Source organism: Lachnoanaerobaculum umeaense, assembly GCF_003589745.1.
GTDB classification, from domain to species: Bacteria; Bacillota; Clostridia; order Lachnospirales; family Lachnospiraceae; genus Lachnoanaerobaculum; species Lachnoanaerobaculum umeaense.
This window is the reverse complement of the sequence record NZ_CP032364.1, coordinates 483579-498878: the sequence shown is the minus strand read 5'-3', so window position 1 is coordinate 498878 and position 15300 is coordinate 483579. Positions and strand designations below refer to the sequence as shown.

The following is a 15300-nucleotide window of genomic DNA, read 5'->3' as shown; positions in this document are numbered from 1 at the left end:
ATCTTAAACTAGGTTTCCCTAATATAAGATCAAAAAAATTAAAATGCAGCTAACTGCTTTCCTGCTGCTTCCAATGCAGCTTTTGCATCATCATCAGGCTCAAGGTTTGCTATAATGCCTTCTCCGCCAATTATATTTGCTCCGGCATTTTGCATACGCTCTACCCATAATCTCATCCATTCACCATCGCCCCAGTCATATGAACCGAATAGAAGAACATTCTTGCCTGATACTTTGCCTTCAATCTCTGATACAAAGCTATCAACGGACTCATCAAGCTCCTCAGCTCCCATTGCAGGACATCCAATAGCGAATGCAGGCTGTGCCAATAATTCATCTACATTAACACTGTCTACGAATACTAACTCAGGTGTTCCACCTGCTGCCTTTACTCCGTCTGCTATAACATTTGCCATAGCCTCTGTGTTTCCTGTTGAACTCCAATAAACAATAAATGCCTTTTCCATATTTTTTACTCCTTCAAAAGAATAATTTTTATAGGCTTGTAAACCATTATCAACAAGCTATATTTTCCAGTCTATTACCAGCTAAAAACTCGTCAATAGCAATCTCTCTAGCCTCATCATAGCTTAAAAACTTTTGTTTGGTTTCCTCCAAGTTGCCATATATTTTCCAGTATCCACTATGCAAGTATCTCTCTCCCTTGTTTTCAAGGAAGCCCTTTATATCACATATTGGATATCCAAGAAATATACCAACCTCGTGTGGAAACTCCTTAACCTTATTATAGAAACTATTCATCCTCTGATGTAGTCTAATAAGATTTGATATAAAATCATCTCTCCTATATCCAAACTCTCTCAAATACTCACTGACTTCTGTGTTTTTTAGATATTCTTTCAACTCAGTTGCTCTATATACCATTACTAAATGTCTCTTTTTGCAGGTACACAGGATAATCAGACTTATATTTGTATTATGTAACTTTCTACTTATAAGGGCGAGCTCCTTGTCATTTAAAAAGAGCATTCCGGAAATTCTTCTTCCCTTCAATACCGCCGCATTTTGAATGATAAGCCTAAGCTCTACATTATTCTCATCATTAGTTGCAAGCCTTTTTATTATATCAACGGGCATATCTCCCTCCTGTTGTTTTATAAAAAGTTTTCTTAACCTTCTTGGTTAGTACTCCCTAACTTTATCACTTAATCTTATCTTTGTCAACACCTTTTTTTAAAAATCTGCATCAATTTTATAATTTAATCTTTTATTTGTTTTTGGATGAATAAAGCTTAAGTTTATCGCTGCCAATGCCAACACTTTATCATACTCAAATTTTTTATTTGACAGTCTCTTATTATATTTATGATCTCCTAATAGTGGAAAACCATGTGAGGCACATTGCAATCTTATTTGATGATGCCTTCCGGTCACTAAATTTATCTTTAGTCTGGTTATGCACATATCTTCTATCTGAAAGGAATCTATCACCTCATAATTTAAAACAGCTTCTTTTGCTCCAATAGTATTTTTATCTACTACTTTGCTTGTATTATTATCATACTTTTTTATATAATCCCTCAGCTCCCCATGATTTTTTAAAGGCAACCCCTCTACCAAAGCCGCATAGCTTTTTTCTATATTCTTTTGCCTAAGTTCATTGCTTAATAATTCTGTGGATTTTTTATTCTTGCCATATACCATTATTCCATATACAGGCTTATCAAGTCTATGTATAACTCCTATATAAGCATCTTTACCTAAATGTTTTTTCAACAAGCTTACCATGTCCTCTTCAAATCCACTGCTTGACTGGCTTGATACACCTCTAGGTTTTACCACGACTATAATGTCCTTATCTTCAAATAATATTTGCGGTACCATTTATCAACCTTTCCTTTTCTGGCTTTGTCAATTTTTTTATTTCACATTCTCTTTGCATTGCCACTATTTTATCTTCATATACTTCAAAGTATGCTAACTCCACAGGAAGCCTAGCTCTGGTATACTTTGCACCCTTTCCGGCATTATGTGTCCTCACTCTCTTGTTTATATCACAAGTCCATCCACAGTACAAACTTTTATCATTGCAACGCAATAGATATACGAAGGCATTTTCTTCCAAAAAAGCAGACAGATCGGAAATCGAATGTCCGACTCCCAATCGTCTGCTTACTAATCTTTTTTTCACTTCCATCAAATTACCCAATCAGTAAATTCTGTGGTATATATATCATCTTCCAAACTACTTGTATCAATACCATTCTTATTTAATAGTTCCTCCATTTGATTTATTCTCTCATGAAGTATATCTATGGTCTCAGCCAATTTTGAAATATCAGCATTCACCTGTGCAAGCTTATGTTTTTTTTCTACAGCCTGTCCATTTAGTCTTACAGGCTTTGCAGGTATACCTACTGCTGTAGAATCACTTTCAAGAGGCTTTAACAAAACAGAGTTTGCTCCTATAGATGCATTGTCACCAACCTCAAAAGAACCCAAAATTTTTGCACCGGCACCTACCATTACATTTTTCCCAAGTGTAGGATGTCTCTTTCCTTTTGCTGTTCCTACACCACCCAGAGTAACTCCCTGATATAATGTACAATTATCGCCAACAACTGCAGTTTCTCCTATTACAACACCAACACCATGGTCAATAAGCACTCCTGTACCGATCTCAGCTCCGGGATGAATCTCTATCAATGTAAAAAATCTTGATATCTGTGATATCCATCTTGCTATAAAGAACATATGCTTTTTATAAAACCAATGTGCAATCCTATGCATAATCAAAGCATGAATGCCTTGATATAAAAATAAAACCTCAAATGCATTTCTAGCTGCCGGATCTCTCTCCTTTACAGCTTTTACATCATTCCAAACATCTCTAAAAAACATAATCTCTCCAAATACTAAAGTCAATGAAATTTCCTATATAAGCCCCAGCTCCTTCATTGACAAATATATTCCATCTTCTGATACTTTTTTTGCAAAGTATGTAGCATATTCTTCCAATGCCGTATCATGCTCACCAAGTAATATCCTATTTTGGGCACCACAAGTAAACATCGGCAAATCATTCATACTATCCCCAAATACATAAGCATCTTCCAATGCTATATCATAGTAGTCAAGAACCTGAAGTACACCATTTCCCTTTGAACAAGGATATGGAACACATTCATAAAAACCTGCACCACGATCAATAATATCAAAATCTTCACATTCAGCAAAAAATGACTTTAAATCACTCCTTGAAAATCTAGGATCATCTATAATGCAAAATTTATCAAAGTCATAATAATCTTTATCGAATTCTCCTAATGATGCATCTATTACAGAACATATTGAATCATAGATTCTCTCTGTTCTTTCAGGATATACAAAAGGTTTGGCAGGAAAATAGATTCCCTGCCTTGCCTCAAGCATACCTTCAACATTAAATTTCTTTAATAATTTTTTTACTTCAATGCCTCTGTTATGATCCACTCTCTTCTCAAAGATAGTCTTATCTCCAGTAACTATCTGTGTTCCACAACCACATATATAACCATCCATATTGAATCTGTTCTTAATATTTCCGATCATACATTCTACTCTTCCAGTATTGATAAATGTCAAATGTCCTGCTGCTTTCGCTTCTTCTATTGCCTTAAGCGCTGATTTTGGTACTTGATTGGTGTTATTATCTATCAAAGTCCCATCTATATCAAAGAATAGTGCTTTCATAGTATCTTACCTCCAAAGTAATATTCGTGTTTTATTACAAACCTATTTTATAATACTGTCTACTGATTTGCCATTCTTCATATTATCCAGTATAAAGTTGCTCACTTTATATAAGATAGCAGACTCTTCAAACTCCTGCTGCCCATATTGCTCTATAAGCTCTTCCTTTGTCCAATCTGTATCCAAATAGTCCATCAACATACTATAATCTCTGTCTGTAAGTGACATACCTTCTTTTTCAAAGATTGCTCTTGATACAAAGTTTTTTTTCACTTCCTCTTTTGCACTATCCATAAGCGTACTTTTAAAAGTATCTTCATCCATACCTATGTAATCCAGATACTCAGAAATGGTTATATAGTTTAATGCTACTGAGTCTTCTATAGTCTTATATGAAGCTTCATACTTTGCATTAACAGCCTCGTCGTTTAACTCAAATGTTGAATTCGCTACAACCTCTTCCATTGCCTTATTAAGATTCTCATATTTTGCAGTAGATTCTTTTTCCTTTTTTAGGCTCTCCTCTACTACTTTCTTGTATTCATCTACTGTATTATACGTACCGCCTGTATATTCTTTTACCCAAGCATCATTCAGTGCCGCGTCCTTCGTCTCTGAAATAGAATTTATCTTAACATCAAATTCAACATACTCTCCGGATAAATCACTATTTGAATAGTTGTCCGGAAATTTAAGACTTAGCTTTACATTTTCACCAACACTATGTCCTATAAGACCACTTTCAAATCCGTCGATAAAATTTCCGCTTCCTATTTTCAAATCATAACCGTAAGCCGTTCCACCTTCAAAAGCAATACCGTCTTTTGTTCCTACATAATCAATATTTACAATGTCTCCATCTTTTACAGGTCTGTTGCTAACTTCCTCTTTTATCGGATTATTACTCAACTCAACTTCTATAAAAGACATCACCTCTTCATCAGATACCTTTGTGTCCTCCAAAGGTATTTGTAAACCTTTGTATTTTCCTAAAATAACAGTTCCATATTGATCTGACTTATACTCATAAGGCTGTTCTGCTTCCGTTGTTTCAACTGTTTCTTCAGATTTCTTTTTATGCTTTGACTTATCCGACTTTCTTGACCTACTTGTTTTGGTAGGGCTTTCTGCATTCTCATTAGAGCAGGCATTTACTGTTATCATTGACAACACCAACATGCCTACTAAAAATAATCTTTTTAATTTCATAAAATATATTTATTGAGCAGTTGTCTCACTCTCTTCACTTACCGGCTCACTTTCTGCTACAGTAGTTTCCTCGCTCTGTGCTGTGCTTTCCTCAGCAGCACCCTCAGTTTCACCGTTGATATTTAATGTAACATCACTTCTTTTTGCATTATCTAATATAAAATTAATAACCTTATATGTCTTTACATCATCATCTACGATTTCCTGACCATACTGCTCTATAAGATCTTCTTTTTTTACATTTGCACCACTTATATCAATCATTGCCTGATAATCTTCATCCTTAAGAGACATTTTCTCTTTCTTGAAAATTTCATTTACAACAAGTTTCAGCTTGACTTTATTTTCAGCCTGCTCTTTGATTTGATTCTTCATCTCTTCTTCACTGATACCATAAGCTGATGCATATTGTTCAAGAGTCATACTATACTGTTCTATTATACTTTGAATAGGCTCAAAAATATTGTTATATTCATAATCAATAGCCTCATCATTAAGCTTAAATGTTGAAGCCTCAATTACTGCATGAAGTGCATTGTACTGGTCCTGTTGCTTTGCACTCTTCTTCATTTGCTCTTCAATGAACTCCTTTATGGATGCTTTATATTCATCTACAGTAGTCTGTCCACCATTAGTATGTCTGCTTACCCATTCATCAGTCAATGATGCCGGGGTTGATACTGATATTGAATTTATCTTGACATCAAATACTACAGCTGCACCTGCCAAATCTTCCTTGCCATAATCCTCAGGGAATGTAAGATCAAGTTTTACATCTTCTCCAATACTATGACCTATAAGTCCACTTTCAAATCCGTCAATAAAACTATTACTACCTATAACCAAATCATAGCCTGTATCAGTACCGCCTTCAAAAGCAACCCCATCTTTTGTTCCAACATAATCAATATTTACTGTATCACCTTCCTGAATCGGTCTATCTGTTACTTCAACTTTATCAGGGTCTTGTAATAGCTCATTATTTATCTGTGCTTCTACTATCTCATCGCTTGCTGTTGTATCTATATTTGGTATTTCTATACCCTTATAGTCTCCAAGCTCAACACTTCCGTATTCACTTGGCTTTTTTAATTCTGCAGTGGTTTCTCCCTCTACAGTTGTTTTTGTATCGGTACCATTACCGGTACCTTTATTTCCACAGGCACTCATTGTAGCCATAACTACCATGCCTATTAAAGCTAACTTCTTTAATTTCATAAATAAAAACCTCTAATCTTGCCCTATACAAGCATAATAATTACATATAAAATGCTTTAAATGCAAGATATGTATTATATAAATCTAATTTTGATATTACCTCATATGGTGAGTGCATAGAGATTACAGGTACACCTAAATCTACTACATCTATATTCATCATTGCCACATACTGTGCAATAGTTCCACCACCGCCTACATCAAGTGCACCAAGTTCACCAATCTGCCAATGTACATTATTGGCTTCCATTATTGATATAACCTTGTTCATAAACTCAGCACTTGCATCTGATGAGCTATACTTTCCTCTTGAACCTGTATACTTTGTAAGCACACAGCCTTTATTCAAATATGAAGAATTCTTAGGTTCAAATACATCTGGGAAAGTAGGATCAAATGCTGCATTTACATCTGATGACAGACAGGATGATTTTTCACATACCTCTTTAACATCTGCACCAAAACTCTCTGACAAATACTCTATAAAATCATATACAAAGTGTGAGTGCAGTCCTGTATTACCTGTAGAACCTATCTCCTCCTTATCTGCGAGTATTGTAAGTGTTGTATACTTTGGATTCTTAGTTTCTACCTCTGCTACTATTGCCGGATAGGCACAAACTCTGTCGTCATGACCATAACCTCCTACAAGAGAACGGTCAAGTCCTATATCTCTTGCCTTTGTCGCAGGAACAAATTCTATTTCCGCTCTGGCAAAATCTCTTTCTGTAACCCCATACATATTGTTCAAAATTTCAAGTGTCTTTAACTTAACAGATTCCTTCACATCATCACTATCATCAAATGGTAATGTGCCAAGGAATATATTCAGTTCTTCTCCCTTGATACCTTCTGAAAGTTTTCTCTGATCCTGTTTGCTTGAAAGATGAGGAAGTAGATCGCTTATATAAAATACCGGATCATCCTCATTCTCTCCAAGATTTATTTCTACATAGCTGCCATCCTTCTTAAAGATTACACCATGCATTGAAAGTGGGATTGTAGCCCACTGATATTTTCTTATTCCTCCATAATAATGAGTCTTGAAATATGATATTTCACTTTTCTCATATAATGGATTAGGTCTAAGATCAAGACGTGGAGAATCTATATGTGCTCCATTGATTCTTATACCCTCTGTAATAGGCTCGCTACCAATAGTCGATGCGAGTATAGCTTTTTTCCTATTTATCTTATATATTTTATCCCCAGCCTTATAACTCTTTTTAGGGTCAAAGACTGTATAGCCGTTTGCTTCAAGCAAACCGGTAACTTCCTTTACTACTTCTCTCTCAGTCTTAGACTTGTCTAAAAATTTCTTGTAGCCATTTGCAAACTCCTGAGCCTTTGAAATTTGCTCAGGAGATGCTTTTGCTATATGAGGATATTCAAATGAAAGTTCTTTTTGCAAAGCTTTTGCTTTACTTTCTGACATATGAAGCCTCCTTTAGTCTATCTTTATATCCTTTAATAATCCTGCTAATGATGTAGATGCAACTCCCTTTTCTACATACTTGAAGCCCTTTGATGGATCCTTAGACTCTACATTCTCCTCAAGCACCTTCTTAGAAAGTGAAATCTTACCATCCTTTATACCTGTTACCTTTACCTTTACAGTCTCACCCTCTTTGAGCACAGCTGCAGGGTTCTTTACTCTCTGATTTGAAATCTGTGATACATGTAATAGTCCTGAAATTCCATCGCCAAGATCAATAAATGCACCATAGTCCTTTATTGAATCCACCTTACCTTCAAGAACATCACCAACTTTAACATTATCAAACTTAGCCTGTCTCTCCTTCTTTGCCTCTGCCTTCTCAATTTCTCTGTGGCTAAGAACCAGCTTCTTCTTTGCCGGCTCAGCTGTAATAACTACAACTTCAAGGCTCTTTCCAAGGAACTCATCAAGGTTCTCTACGTACTGTGTAGAAAGCTGACTTGCAGGTATGAATGCTCTTACTTCTTCTAAGAATGCTATACAGCCACCTTTAACAACCTCTGTGATCTTAACTTTTGAAACAGTCTTCTCAGTTAACATCTTCTCAAATACTTCCCACTTTCCTGCCCCAGGATCTTCTTTTGTATCCATATTTTTATATGATTCTTCTAACTCCACTTCAAAATCCTTCATTGTCTCTTCTGCCATACTGACCTCCAAAATATTTTATTTCGTTTTAATAATAGCAAATCAACTTTGCCTGCTCTCTATCATAAAACAATAGATTTTATTATATCACATATATACTGCATTTGACTATAGCTGTGTTAAATATTAAAAGCCCCTCTGTTGAGGAGCTTTTAAATCTATACATATTTTAAATTATTTCACAATATTGTGAGAAACTATAACACAAATCTTATTATTCTGAGATTAATAGTTTACAGTCATTCTCTCAAAGTATGCCTGTGGATGAGCACAAACAGGGCAAACTGTAGGAGCATCAGCACCCTCGTGGATATATCCACAGTTACGGCACTTCCATCCAAGAGGAGCGTCTCCCTTGAAAGTTCCATCATTCTTTAAATGCTCAAGAAGCTGAAGATATCTCTTCTCATGGCTAGCCTCAACCTTTGCTACAAGCTCAAACTTCTTTGCAAGAGCCTCAAATCCTTCTTCTCTTGCTTCTCTTGCCATACGAGCATACATATCTGTCCACTCAAAGTTCTCACCTGCTGCCGCATCTACAAGGTTCTCCTCAGGTGTTCCGATTCCGTGGAACTCCTTAAACCACATTTTTGCATGCTCTTTCTCCTGCTCTGCTGTCTCAAGGTAAAGAGCTGCCATCTGCTCATATCCAGCCTTCTTAGCTACTGAAGCATAATATGTGTATTTATTTCTAGCCTGTGACTCACCTGCAAATGCATCCATTAAGTTCTTCTCTGTTTTTGTTCCTGCGTACTTTGACATAAAAATTTCCTCCTTATAAATATCAAATTATTACTATATTTGTATGAAATACCATCACAACAGATTCAATGGCTAAACAGCCTTTTTTGAATCTATATAGAGCATTTTCTGATAGCATTCCTTACAATAGCCATAAAAAATAAGTGAATGATTTTCTACCACACCAATATCTTCATGCATAGCCTTACTATCTAAATCTTTAGCAATATCAGCTGGCAAGTCAATGAGCTTTGAACAAGCCTTGCATGAAAAATGATAATGTTCATTGGTATTATAATCATATCTTTCAATTCCGTTTTGAGCGGAAATCTTGTTTATACGACCAAGCTCAGCCAACAAGCCAAGATTGCGATAAACAGTGCCTAAGCTAATCTTAGGATCATCTTTTCGTAGTGACTGAAAGAGCATATCAGCTGTAGGATGATCGACTCTAGACTTCAAGTTGTCTAAGATAGCCTCCCTTTGTCTACTATATTTTAGATCCTTCATGTATATCCCTTTCTAAAAATAAGAATCATTACTATTTAAGTATAGCACCTAATTATATAATGTCAAGGGAAATATCTTGCTTAAACATTATGTATGTTTTTTTATACATATACTGGTATTTAATACTTTTTAAATACAAAAGAAGTCTTAAAACTAAGACTTCTTACAGAGCGCGAGACGGGACTCGAACCCGCGACCCCGACCTTGGCAAGGTCGTACTCCACCAACTGAGCCACTCGCGCATATATATGTATAGGAAGCACTATGATTCTACTTCGTAAAATCAAGTACGCTATTTTTCTAAGTTCGTACTTCGCTTGTACTTACTAAGAAAAATATGTACCTTCAAAACTGCCTACCAAACTGCATTTCTTACTTAGCAAAAACTTCGTTTAAGCTTTAGTAAGAAAGTACATATCAAATTCGCTTTCGGATTTGATGATGTATCCGATTATATGTTATAAATTTTCTATCCTTTTGGTTAAACCCTCGACCTATTAGTAACCATCAACTTAATACATTGCTGTACTTACATCTTGGCCCTATCTACCTCGTAGTCTTCAAGGGGTCTTACTGTTTTCACATGAGATATCCCATCTTAAGGGGGGCTTCACGCTTAGATGCCTTCAGCGTTTATCCCGTCCCGACATAGCTACCCTGCCATGGAGTTACTCTCCAACAGGTACACCAGCGGTCAGTCCGTCCCGGTCCTCTCGTACTAAGGACGGCTCCTCTCAAATATCTTACGCCCACGCCGGATAGGGACCGAACTGTCTCACGACGTTCTGAACCCAGCTCGCGTACCGCTTTAATGGGCGAACAGCCCAACCCTTGGGACCTGCTACAGCCCCAGGATGCGATGAGCCGACATCGAGGTGCCAAACCACTCCGTCGATGTGAACTCTTGGGAGTGATAAGCCTGTTATCCCCAGGGTAGCTTTTATCCGTTGAGCGATGGCAATCCCACTTTATGCCACCGGATCACTAAGTCCTACTTTCGTACCTGCTCCACCCGTCGGTGTCGCAGTCAAGCTCCCTTCTGCCTTTGCACTCTTTGAATGGTTTCCGACCATTCTGAGGGAACCTTCGAGCGCCTCCGATACTCTTTCGGAGGCGACCGCCCCAGTCAAACTCCCCGTCTGGCATTGTCCCCCACCCGGATAACGGGTGCAGGTTAGAAATCCAGCAATACAGGGGTGGTATCCCAACGGCGACTCTGCATAAACTGGCGTCCATGCTTCTTCGTCTCCCACCTATCCTGTACGAGTATTACCGAATCCCAGTACCAAACTGGAGTAAAGCTCCATGGGGTCTTTCCGTCCTGGCGCAGGTAACCAGCATCTTCACTGGTACTTCAATTTCACCGGGTGCATTGTTGAGACAGCGCTCAAATCATTACGCCTTTCGTGCGGGTCGGAACTTACCCGACAAGGAATTTCGCTACCTTAGGACCGTTATAGTTACGGCCGCCGTTTACTGGGGCTTCAATTCAAAGCTTCGTTGCCTGACTTCTCCTCTTAACCTTCCAGCACCGGGCAGGCGTCAGCCCATATACTTCACCTTGCGGTTTCGCATAGACCTGTGTTTTTGCTAAACAGTTGCTTGAGCCTTTTTTCTGCGACCACTATTTCTAGTGGCACCCCTTCTCCCGAAGTTACGGGGTCATTTTGCCGAGTTCCTTAACAATGCTTCTCCCGCCGGCCTTAGGATTCTCTCCTCATCTACCTGTGTCGGTTTGCGGTACGGGTACATATAATACAATAGCGGCTTTTCTTGACGGCTCCCTAACCGACTTCCCTACTATTTTTCGGTACGCATCACGTCTTCCCTTTGCATGGTGGCTTTTCCTCCCATACAGGTACTTCGCTTGCCCCGGTTTTTGTCCTCCCGGGTTCGGTTTTTAGTCTCCGTGTCCCCACAGTTCTGATTATATGTAGTACAGGAATCTGTACCTGTTATCCATCGACTACGTCTTTCGACCTTGCCTTAGGCCCCGACTTACCCTGAGTAGATCAGCTTTACTCAGGAAACCTTAGATATTCGGCCAAGAGGATTCTCACCTCTTTCTCGCTACTCATTCCGGCATTCTCTCTTCTTATTACTCCACCACTCCTTTCGGTATGGCTTCTACGCCTCTAAGAATGCTCCTCTACCAATGTATATATTACATTCCTAGGCTTCGGTGGTGTGTTTAGCCCCGGACATTTTCGGCGCAGGACCTCTCGACTAGTGAGCTGTTACGCACTCTTTTAATGTATGGCTGCTTCTAAGCCAACATCCTAGCTGTCTTCGAAATCCCACATCCTTTTCCACTTAACACACACTTTGGGACCTTAGCCGTAGGTCTGGGCTCTTTCCCTTTTGACTACCCAACTTATCTCGTGCAGTCTGACTCCCGTTAATCATCTATCCGGCATTCGGAGTTTGATATCTCTTGGTAGGCTTTGACGCCCCCGCAAAAATTCAGTGCTCTACCTCCGGTAGACTAATAACGAGGCTAGTCCTAAAACTATTTCGAGGAGAACCAGCTATCTCCGGGTTCGATTGGAATTTCTCCCCTATCCACACCTCATCGCCACCCTTTTCAACGGATGTGCGTTCGGTCCTCCATTCACTTTTACGCGAACTTCAACCTGGACATGGATAGATCACCCGGTTTCGGGTCTACACATACTGACTACTTTCGCCCTATTAAGACTTGGTTTCCCTTCGGCTCCGTATCTTTAATACTTAACCTCGCCTGTACATGTAACTCGCCGGACCGTTCTACAAAAAGTACGCGGTTCACCTTTCGGTGTTCCACAGTTTGTAAACATAGGGTTTCAGGTTCTTTTTCACTCCCCTCCCGGGGTTCTTTTCACCTTTCCTTCACAGTACTATACGCTATCGGTCACTGACTAGTATTTAGCCTTGGGGGGTGGTCCCCCCTGCTTCCCACAAGGTTTCTCGTGTCTCGTGGTACTCTGGATACTGCTAGATTAAATACATTTTCCCTTACACGGCTCTCACGCTCTTTGGCCCGCTTTTCCAAAACGGTTCAGGTAATGTATCTTACTCATGTCGCAGTCCTCAACCCCGCAGTGCACGCACCACGGTTTGGGCTCTTACGATTTCGCTCGCCGCTACTTTCGCAATCACTTTTGTTTTCTTTTCCTCCGGCTACTTAGATGTTTCAGTTCACCGGGTTCCCCTCTGTACGTTATGTATTGGCGTACAGATACTTGGAGTTCTTCCAAGTGGGTTTCCCCATTCAGACATCTGCGGATCACTGAATATGTGCTTCTCCCCGCAGCTTTTCGCAGCTTGTCACGTCTTTCTTCGGCTGTCAGTGCCTAGGCATCCACCCTACGCTCTTTATGTTTAACCTCTTAAATCATTTAGATTTAGTGTTCATGTATGACACTAGCGTGTATCATACACTATGTTTAAAAATTTATTACTTTTGTGTTCTTCATACTCACTTTGTTCGTATGAAAAACTACTTATTTACTAAAATCTGAAACAAGCTTACGCTCGTTTTCATTAAGTAAATAATGCATTAAAATATTAATTACTTAAAGCAATTAATACCTCGGATGTCTAATTATAAAATATTTATATAATTTCTCGTTTGGTATGCAGTTTTCAAGGTACATTTAGTTAAAGCTTGTCGCTTTAACAGTGAGATATGAAGATTCGAACTTCAACACCTTTCATCCTCTCCAAAGGAATATCTGATGTAATCTCCACTTGTGGTAACACCATTGCTTCGCTACGCTACGCAAGGTGTACTTTTTCACTAAGATTCAAGCTTCGCTTCGCTCGCTTTCATCAAGTGAAAAATGCAGCGGCATCCACCTACTCTCCCATACCGTCTCCAGTATAGTACCATCGGCCGACTAGGTCTTAACCATCGTGTTCGGAATGGGAACGGGTGTGTCCCCTAGACGCATCGACACCGCTAAGTTTTTAGTCTTAACATTGATAATGTAAAACTAAACAGTACTCACAACCCCTACTTTTTCCTTAGAAAGGAGGTGATCCAGCCGCACCTTCCGATACGGCTACCTTGTTACGACTTCACCCCAGTTATCCTCCCTGCCTTCGGCAGCTCCCTCCCACACTGCTAAACATAACTTACTGCTATTCTTTATATCATATAATGATACTCATCCATAAACCTAGCGGTTTATTACTTCGTATCATTATCACAGCTTTATGTTTACCAGTGTGGGTTGGGTCACTGACTTCGGGCATTGATGACTCCCATGGTGTGACGGGCGGTGTGTACAAGACCCGGGAACGTATTCACCGCAGCATTCTGATCTGCGATTACTAGCGATTCCAGCTTCATATAGTCGAGTTGCAGACTACAATCCGAACTGAGACGTTATTTTTGTGATTTGCTTGGCTTCGCAGCTTTGCCTCACTTTGTTTACGCCATTGTAGCACGTGTGTAGCCCAAATCATAAGGGGCATGATGATTTGACGTCATCCCCACCTTCCTCCGGATTATCTCCGGCTGTCTCGTCAGAGTGCCCATCTTACTGCTGGCTACTGACGACAAGGGTTGCGCTCGTTGCGGGACTTAACCCAACATCTCACGACACGAGCTGACGACAACCATGCACCACCTGTATCCCTTGCCCCGAAGGGCTAGCTTCATTACAAAGCTATTCAAGAGTATGTCAAGATTTGGTAAGGTTCTTCGCGTTGCTTCGAATTAAACCACATGCTCCACCGCTTGTGCGGGTCCCCGTCAATTCCTTTGAGTTTCATTCTTGCGAACGTACTCCCCAGGTGGAATACTTAATGCGTTAGCTTGCGGCACCGAAGAGTTTTCCTCCCCGACACCAAGTATTCATCGTTTACTGCGTGGACTACCAGGGTATCTAATCCTGTTTGCTCCCCACGCCTTCGAGCCTCAACGTCAGTTGTCGTCCAGTAAGCCGCCTTCGCCTCCGGTGTTCCTCCTAATATCTACGCATTTCACCGCTACACTAGGAATTCCGCTTACCTCTCCGACACTCAAGCTATACAGTTTCCAAAGCAGTTCATGGGTTGAGCCCACGCCTTTCACTTCAGACTTGCATCGCCGTCTGCGCTCCCTTTACACCCAGTAAATCCGGATAACGCTTGCCCCCTACGTATTACCGCGGCTGCTGGCACGTAGTTAGCCGGGGCTTCTTAGTCAGGTACCGTCATTTTCTTCCCTGCTGATAGAGCTTTACATACCGAAATACTTCTTCACTCACGCGGCGTCGCTGGATCAGGGTTCCCCCCATTGTCCAATATTCCCCACTGCTGCCTCCCGTAGGAGTTTGGGCCGTGTCTCAGTCCCAATGTGGCCGTTCACCCTCTCAGGCCGGCTACCGATCGTCGCCTTGGTGAGCCTCTACCTCACCAACTAGCTAATCGGACGCGGATCCATCTTATACCTATAAATATTTTACCCCTGCACCATGCGGTGCTGTGGTCTTATGCGGTCTTAGCGGAAATTTCTCTCCGTTATCCCCCTGTATAAGGCAGGTTATCCACGCGTTACTCACCCGTCCGCCACTAAGTCTATTAAAATTCCATCCGAAAACTTCCTTTTAATAGCTTCGTTCGACTTGCATGTGTTAAGCACGCCGCCAGCGTTCATCCTGAGCCAGGATCAAACTCTCATATAAAAGTTTAATCTAGCCTTCTCGCTAGCTTGCATCATCTGTTTTCACAGATCTACTGTTTTTTAAGGTTGTTCTATCGTACTCGTTTCACTCATACGAAGAACTGTTTTTTCACTAAGGTATGAAACTTCGCTT

Annotated in this window: 12 protein-coding genes, 1 tRNA gene and 3 rRNA genes; all 16 read right to left on the bottom strand. The window is 39.9% G+C overall.

Features of this window, described 5'->3' with window-relative positions; genetic code table 11:
• Window positions 1–38: 38 nt before the first annotated feature.
• A complete protein-coding gene (locus D4A81_RS02120) occupies window positions 39–467 on the bottom strand; it encodes a flavodoxin (RefSeq protein ID WP_111526072.1) in 429 nt (142 codons plus the stop codon).
• Between the two features lie 49 nt (window positions 468–516).
• Entirely contained in the window at window positions 517–1098 is a 582-nt protein-coding gene (locus D4A81_RS02115) for a DUF3793 family protein (protein WP_111526071.1), read from the bottom strand.
• A gap of 96 nt (window positions 1099–1194) precedes the next feature.
• Window positions 1195–1845 (bottom strand): RluA family pseudouridine synthase, encoded by a 651-nt coding sequence (locus D4A81_RS02110; RefSeq protein ID WP_111526070.1) that lies wholly within the window; start codon window positions 1843–1845, stop codon window positions 1195–1197.
• Complete coding sequence (locus tag D4A81_RS02105) at window positions 1823–2158, bottom strand: GIY-YIG nuclease family protein (RefSeq protein WP_111526069.1); 336 nt, start codon at window positions 2156–2158, stop codon at window positions 1823–1825. The genes D4A81_RS02110 and D4A81_RS02105 overlap by 23 nt, the downstream gene beginning before the upstream one ends.
• Window positions 2158–2862, bottom strand: coding sequence for a serine O-acetyltransferase (gene cysE, locus D4A81_RS02100; RefSeq protein WP_111526068.1), 705 nt, complete (start codon window positions 2860–2862; stop codon window positions 2158–2160). Before cysE ends, D4A81_RS02105 begins: the two co-directional genes overlap by 1 nt.
• Before the next feature lie 33 nt (window positions 2863–2895).
• Window positions 2896–3693, bottom strand: coding sequence for an HAD-IIB family hydrolase (locus tag D4A81_RS02095; RefSeq protein WP_111526067.1), 798 nt, complete (start codon window positions 3691–3693; stop codon window positions 2896–2898).
• Window positions 3694–3735: 42 nt separating this feature from the next.
• Complete coding sequence (gene tig / locus D4A81_RS02090; RefSeq protein ID WP_162902537.1) at window positions 3736–4857, bottom strand: trigger factor; 1122 nt, start codon at window positions 4855–4857, stop codon at window positions 3736–3738.
• A 54-nt stretch (window positions 4858–4911) separates the two neighbouring features.
• A complete protein-coding gene (tig, locus tag D4A81_RS02085; RefSeq protein ID WP_111526065.1) occupies window positions 4912–6120 on the bottom strand; it encodes a trigger factor in 1209 nt (402 codons plus the stop codon).
• Window positions 6121–6160: 40 nt separating this feature from the next.
• Complete coding sequence (locus D4A81_RS02080) at window positions 6161–7555, bottom strand: aminopeptidase (protein ID WP_111526064.1); 1395 nt, start codon at window positions 7553–7555, stop codon at window positions 6161–6163.
• Between the two features lie 12 nt (window positions 7556–7567).
• Window positions 7568–8266, bottom strand: coding sequence for a S1 RNA-binding domain-containing protein (locus D4A81_RS02075; protein WP_111526063.1), 699 nt, complete (start codon window positions 8264–8266; stop codon window positions 7568–7570).
• Window positions 8267–8491: 225 nt separating this feature from the next.
• The gene (gene rbr / locus D4A81_RS02070; protein ID WP_111526062.1) at window positions 8492–9028 is read right to left on the bottom strand and encodes a rubrerythrin; all 537 of its coding nucleotides are present in this window, start codon (window positions 9026–9028) and stop codon (window positions 8492–8494) included.
• Window positions 9029–9100: 72 nt separating this feature from the next.
• On the bottom strand, window positions 9101–9517 hold the full coding sequence (locus D4A81_RS02065; protein WP_111526061.1) for a Fur family transcriptional regulator: 417 nt from the start codon (window positions 9515–9517) through the stop codon (window positions 9101–9103).
• Between the two features lie 169 nt (window positions 9518–9686).
• Window positions 9687–9759, bottom strand: a tRNA-Gly gene (locus D4A81_RS02060).
• A gap of 235 nt (window positions 9760–9994) precedes the next feature.
• Window positions 9995–12883: ribosomal RNA gene (locus D4A81_RS02055) — 23S ribosomal RNA — on the bottom strand.
• A 458-nt stretch (window positions 12884–13341) separates the two neighbouring features.
• A 5S ribosomal RNA gene (gene rrf / locus D4A81_RS02050) occupies window positions 13342–13459 on the bottom strand.
• Between the two features lie 67 nt (window positions 13460–13526).
• Window positions 13527–15168, bottom strand: a 16S ribosomal RNA gene (locus D4A81_RS02045).
• The 16S, 23S and 5S rRNA genes sit together here with 1 tRNA gene alongside, the layout of an rRNA operon.
• Window positions 15169–15300 lie beyond the last annotated feature (132 nt).